Consider the following 4,524-nt stretch of genomic DNA (forward strand, 5'->3'; position numbering starts at 1 on the left):
TGGTAGCGCACTTGACTGGGGGTCAAGGGGTCGCAGGTTCAAATCCTGTCAGCCCGACCAACCGGGGCCTGACCTGTCACCACAGGTCAGGCCCCGTTTTCATGCCGTGCCCCGGCCGCCGTCGACGACACCCAGCCGAGGCTTCTCCGGACCAGTTCCGGACCACCACGCCGAGAACGCCGTTCCGGCGTCCAGCACGGCCTGCGTGTCCGGGTGCAGGTAGCGGCTGGTCACGGCGGGGTCCTGGTGCCCAGCGACCCGCTGGAGGATGTGCAGGTCGACGCCCGCGTCCGCCATCCAGGTCAGGGCGGTGTGCCGCAGCCCGTGCCGGACAAGTCCCTGGTGGCCGAGCTCCCGGACCAAATGGTCCCAGCCTGTGGCGTCGCGCAGCGTGGCCGTGGTGATGACCCCGCCCCGCGGCCCGAGCAGGAGCCGGGCATCCCCGGGTCGACCAGCGGTCAGCCGGACGAGGGTCGGTCGTAGCGGCTCGATGATCGGGACCGTCCGACGACGCCGGCCCTTCGTCTGCTTGGTGACCAAGCCACCTCGGCCCGGGTACGTCTGCCGAAACACGTGCAGGAGCCCCCGGCCGAGGTCCACGTCGCCCACTCGCAGGCCCGACACTTCACTGATCCGCAGGGCCGTCGTGGCAAGGATCGTCACCATGTCGCCCCAGCACTGGTGACCGCCGGCCTCGACCACCGCCTCCACGAGCCGGTCGAGGGTGACCACGTCGGGCAGGGCGAGCTCGCGGGGACTGCCTGGCTCCGAGTTGCCGAAAGAACGACCGACGGTTCGGCGTCGGGCGCGGTCCTTGGCCGGGTTCCGCACGATGACCCCGTCGCGGACCGCCTCGTCGAGCACCAGGACGAGCACCGCCACCGAGTTCTTGACCGTCGAGCGCCCGAACTCCTGCTCCCAAGCGTCGATGGCCCGGTCCACCAGTCCGGCGCTGATCATCGTGACCGGGAGGTGGCCGAGCGTCGGCAGGACGCGGCGTCGCAGACCCGCGACATACGGGTCGTAGGTCGACGTGGGGTCGATGGCCCGCGTCCACCGGTCACCGATGAGGTCAACGTACTCGGCGAGCGTCTGGCCGGAGTCGATGCCCGTCTTCGCCGTGTGGCGCATGGTCTCCAGCCAGTCCTCGACGGCCTCACGGCTGTCGAAGGCCCGTTTGACGCCCTCGCGGTGGTGGTTGGCCGGGTTGGTCCACCGGACGCGGGCCCAGAACGTCGTCCCGCGGGGGCCGGCGTTCTCCTCGACATCGATGGTGAGCCGCACGCCGAGCGGTGGCTTCTTCTCGCTCCTCATTCGTCGAGGCTGTGCTCGATGCGGTCGCGCATCCACAGCTCAAGCTCGTCGAGCGGGTAGCGGTAGATGCCGCCGACCTGGATGAACCGGGGACCGACGTCGTCGAGCCGCCAGCGCCGGACGGTTCCCGGCCCGACGCGCATCCGCTTGGCGACCTCAGCGGTGGTCAGCAGGGGAGTGGAGATCGTGGTCATCGTGCTTCCTCGGTTCAGGCGGCGGTGCTGGTGGTGTTCTGGGTGCCGGATGTGGGTTCCGACTTGGGCGGCACGGAAGGGCCCTTGGCAGTTGCCAGGGCCGCGGTGGTCTCCTCGTGCCAGCGAGAGCGTGCGGCGATGCCGAGCATGAGTCGCTCGTCCTTGGTGCGGACGTCGGGGTCGGACGGGGACGCCTGGACCCACACGTACCGCTTCGGGTCAGGGTCCTCGGTCAGCCCGAGCAGGTTCCGGACCCACTCGCGCCGCTCCGACTTCAGGTCGGCAAGGGTCTTGCCGCACCACTTCCGGGACGTCAGCACGCGACGGCCACCGAAGCCCAAGGTCTCGTGCCTGTGCGCCTTGCCGCGGCAGCACCCGGGAAGCTGGCCCTCCCGAGCGTTCTTGGGCTGAACGCCGTAGCGGAGCCAGTTCGTGCACGTGGGGGAGCAGGGCTCGTACCGCATCGCGTCCCAAAGCCGGCGCATGTGCTCCCGCTGGGCATCCGTCTCGACCTCATGGCAGGTGTCGATCGACTTGTTGAGGTACTTCACGAGGTAGCGGATACACCGATCCGCGTCCGGGCTGCCGCTGAGGACACCCTCGGCTCGCAGCTGCTGCCCGAACCGGACCACGTGGAGAGGCTCGGCTTCCTCGTCCTCGGCCAGCGCGTCCAGGGCCTCGTCCCACGAGGGGAGCACCCCACCGGTGTCCGGGTCGACATACGTCTCCGCGGTCTCGTCCCACACCGGCAGCCGGTGGTCCGGGAAGATCACCTCGTTCGTCGATGGCCACCAGACCTGGTGATAGGTCGCGGCCGCCACGAGACGGAGGTCCTTGCGCGCGATCGTGCCGCGCAGCGCCGCGTGGAGGTGCGGGGCGAGGCGCCGCTGCGGCTCCAAGGCTCCGAAGTACTGCACTTCGAAGCCGACCACCCGCCGCAGGTTCTGGAAGAACCGGTCGACGAGCGCGGGAAAGTGGATCGCATCCCGGGCCGCGGTCCGGTAGTCGTAGGCGTTCGGGTCGCGCGGGACGCCGAACTTGTCGACGCGCCCGTAGGAGCGGGCCGTCAGGGTCAGGAAGACCGACGGCCGGAACACCTTGCCGTCGCGACCGGGGAACGTCCGACCGATCGTCGTTGGGGCCACCTTGCGCCGGGGCAGGTCCGGGACGTCCTGGCGGCGTTTGGTGGACCGGGTACGACGGCGGTGGTCGGACCGGATCGGCTTGCCACGTGCGCCGGTCTCCGCCAGCTGCCGCTCCACCTGGCCTATGGCCTCAGTGATGGGCTCGGTCTCCAGCCCACGCTCCTGGGCCTGCACTAAGGCTGCCTGCAGGTCCGACCGCGCCAGCGTCAGCTCAGCCTGCTCTTCAGTGGGATCGCCCTGCTCGACGACCGGCTCCTCCTCGAGGTGCCACCCCTGCCGACACTGCTGCATGCGGAGCTTGCGAGCCCGGTCAGCGCAGGGCGGGCACTTGCTCGTCGCAGTGGCGCCGCACGGCACGTCAATCACCGTGCTCTGGCCGGTGTCCGGGTCGATGCGCCGCAGCGGCACCGGATGGATGCAGACGCCGTGGGAGACGGCCACCGCCTCGACCATCGACGACGTCAAGGGCGGCAGGACCCGTCGCATCGCGGAGAGCGTTTTCGACGCCTCCGAAGGCGATCCGACGAGCGGTTGCGCGTCCATGTCTTCGACTGTGACACAAGGCCGCGACAAGCAATCGTGCTCGAAAGCAGGGGCAAAGTCGCCGAGCTCTTACCGGTGAGTGCCCGTTGTTTGCCGTTAGTGCCCCCTAGGCACCCTTACGTTGCAGTACTTGCAGTCAGGCCCCCGCTGAGAAATTGCCAAGCCTTTACCAAAGGCCTCGCTCGGGGCCATAGTTCGGGCATGTGGGTCATGGGGGGCGGTGACGATGACGCGCAGGACGAATGGCGTCGTCGAATGAAGCCAGACAACGAGTTGCCCGCGTCGCTGGTACTCGACGTGGTGCTGGCCCAGACGCCGGGCGTAGTCATTTCCGTGGCTACGGCGCAGGTTTATCGGAATGGCGTCGACCTGGAGATCGAAATCCGAGCTCGCGAGGACACTGCAAGCAATGGGTTCATCGGTGAAGACGTATTCGTCGGCATCGAGTTCTCCGATGGTCGGCGTGCTACCAACCTGCCGATGTGGCACGGCAGGACCCCACCGTCGAGAGACGACGCCGTATTGGCCATGGGGGGAGGTGGAGGAGGGCAACGCTCCGCTTCGATGCGCCTGTTCCTCACGCCACTACCCTCGCCGGGGGAGATGAAGCTCATTTGCGCGTCTCCACGTAGGAACGTCCAAGAGACGACAACCACGTTGGACGCCGATGCCATCCGCGCCGCTTCTACCCGTGCCCGCGAGTTGTGGCCTTGGGAACCGTACGGCGAGTACCGGCCACCCGATCCACCACCTCCGCCCCCTGGAGGATGGTTCGAAGCGGCGCAGGGCCATTCGGATGCCCCCTGAGACGCGCAAGCTCCTGCTGCCATCGACGGACGGTCAGAGCGCGCACGTTAGTCCGGCCCACGCCACGGCAGCGCGTTTGGGCTTACTCGGCCTCCTCGCCCTATCTGCGGTGAGCTGTGGCGCAGGGTCACCTACCGACGTGCAGTTGCAGAGCGTGACTGTCACCCGTGCCGATCAGCGTCTCATCAGGATCGACGTCGCAGCGTGCAACAGCCAGCCATACGAGATCCACGCAACTGAAACCGCCCTCGCCGTCAAGGTCAGAATCACCACGAGAAAGCCGCAGGGCCAGGCGGCTCCATCCTGTGGCGATGTGGTCACCGTTCGCCTTGCTCAGCCCATCGGTTCTCGTGCGGTGATCGATCTGACGACAGGACGACAGGTCCCTGTCGAGGCAGCCCCGCCAGCGACCGGATAGCAAGCAACGCCGCCGCACCGGGAAGCGAGTTCGACCGGGTTTAGCCATTTGGTTGCCGATTTTTGCCATTTGTGGATCATGGCGGCGCTCCGCGCCGCGGGCC

The 4,524-nt window shown here is 68.1% G+C and carries 5 protein-coding genes; 1 reads left to right on the forward strand and 4 read right to left on the reverse strand.

The window, feature by feature from the left end:
• Nucleotides 1–99: 99 nt before the first annotated feature.
• The 3 genes from xerC to ACFUC1_RS20180 are packed head-to-tail and all read right to left on the reverse strand — an operon-like array spanning nucleotide 100 to nucleotide 3,139.
• Nucleotides 100–1,314 carry a tyrosine recombinase XerC gene (gene xerC / locus ACFUC1_RS20170; RefSeq protein ID WP_379123023.1) on the reverse strand — a complete coding sequence of 405 codons (1,215 nt, stop codon included), beginning with the start codon at nucleotides 1,312–1,314 and terminating at the stop codon, nucleotides 100–102.
• Entirely contained in the window at nucleotides 1,311–1,508 is a 198-nt protein-coding gene (locus ACFUC1_RS20175) for a helix-turn-helix transcriptional regulator (RefSeq protein ID WP_379123024.1), read from the reverse strand. The genes xerC and ACFUC1_RS20175 overlap by 4 nt, the downstream gene beginning before the upstream one ends.
• Nucleotides 1,509–1,522: 14 nt before the next feature.
• Complete coding sequence (locus tag ACFUC1_RS20180) at nucleotides 1,523–3,139, reverse strand: replication initiator (RefSeq protein WP_379123026.1); 1,617 nt, start codon at nucleotides 3,137–3,139, stop codon at nucleotides 1,523–1,525.
• Between the two features lie 258 nt (nucleotides 3,140–3,397).
• Here ACFUC1_RS20180 and ACFUC1_RS20185 point away from each other — a divergent pair, with 258 nt between their 5' ends.
• Entirely contained in the window at nucleotides 3,398–4,003 is a 606-nt protein-coding gene (locus ACFUC1_RS20185; protein WP_379123028.1) for a hypothetical protein, read from the forward strand.
• 127 nt (nucleotides 4,004–4,130) lie between these two features.
• Here the strand turns inward: ACFUC1_RS20185 and ACFUC1_RS20190 are convergent.
• Nucleotides 4,131–4,524: hypothetical protein (locus ACFUC1_RS20190; protein ID WP_379123030.1), on the reverse strand; the 394-nt coding region annotated here is incomplete at its 5' end.

Origin of the sequence: Pedococcus sp. NPDC057267, from assembly GCF_042668795.1 — a bacterium.
In the GTDB taxonomy this organism is placed as follows: Bacteria; Actinomycetota; Actinomycetes; order Actinomycetales; family Dermatophilaceae; genus Pedococcus.

Bases quoted from the DNA above. Each gene is read 5' to 3' on its own strand.
- xerC (WP_379123023.1), bottom strand. From the start codon at position 1,314: ATGAGGAGCGAGAAGAAGCCACCGCTCGGCGTGCGGCTCACCATCGAT.
- ACFUC1_RS20185 (WP_379123028.1), top strand. From the start codon at position 3,398: ATGTGGGTCATGGGGGGCGGTGACGATGACGCGCAGGACGAATGGCGT.
- ACFUC1_RS20180 (WP_379123026.1), bottom strand. From the start codon at position 3,139: ATGCGACGGGTCCTGCCGCCCTTGACGTCGTCGATGGTCGAGGCGGTG.
- ACFUC1_RS20175 (WP_379123024.1), bottom strand. From the start codon at position 1,508: ATGACCACGATCTCCACTCCCCTGCTGACCACCGCTGAGGTCGCCAAG.